Annotated in this window: 1 protein-coding gene; it reads right to left on the reverse strand. The window is 67.0% G+C overall.

What is annotated here, in order from left to right:
- The coding region (locus BST27_RS31115; RefSeq protein WP_346243007.1) for a beta-ketoacyl-[acyl-carrier-protein] synthase family protein at positions 1-206 on the reverse strand (206 nt) is incomplete at both ends.

Raw genomic sequence — 206 nt, forward strand, 5'->3', positions numbered from 1 at the left:
GCGTGCACGTTGGTGCCGGAGAATCCATACGACGACACCGCGGCCCGGCGCGGCCCGTTGTCGCTGGGCCAAGGCGTGACCTCTTGCGGCACAAAGAGATTGGTCTCGATCTCGGCGAGCGCCTTGGGCATGCGGGTGAAGTGCAGGTTCGGCGGAACCACCCCGTGCTGCACGGCGAGGACCGTTTTCATCAGTCCCAGCGCGCC

It is taken from the genome of Mycobacterium intermedium, from assembly GCF_002086275.1.
Taxonomy (GTDB): domain Bacteria; phylum Actinomycetota; class Actinomycetes; order Mycobacteriales; family Mycobacteriaceae; genus Mycobacterium; species Mycobacterium intermedium.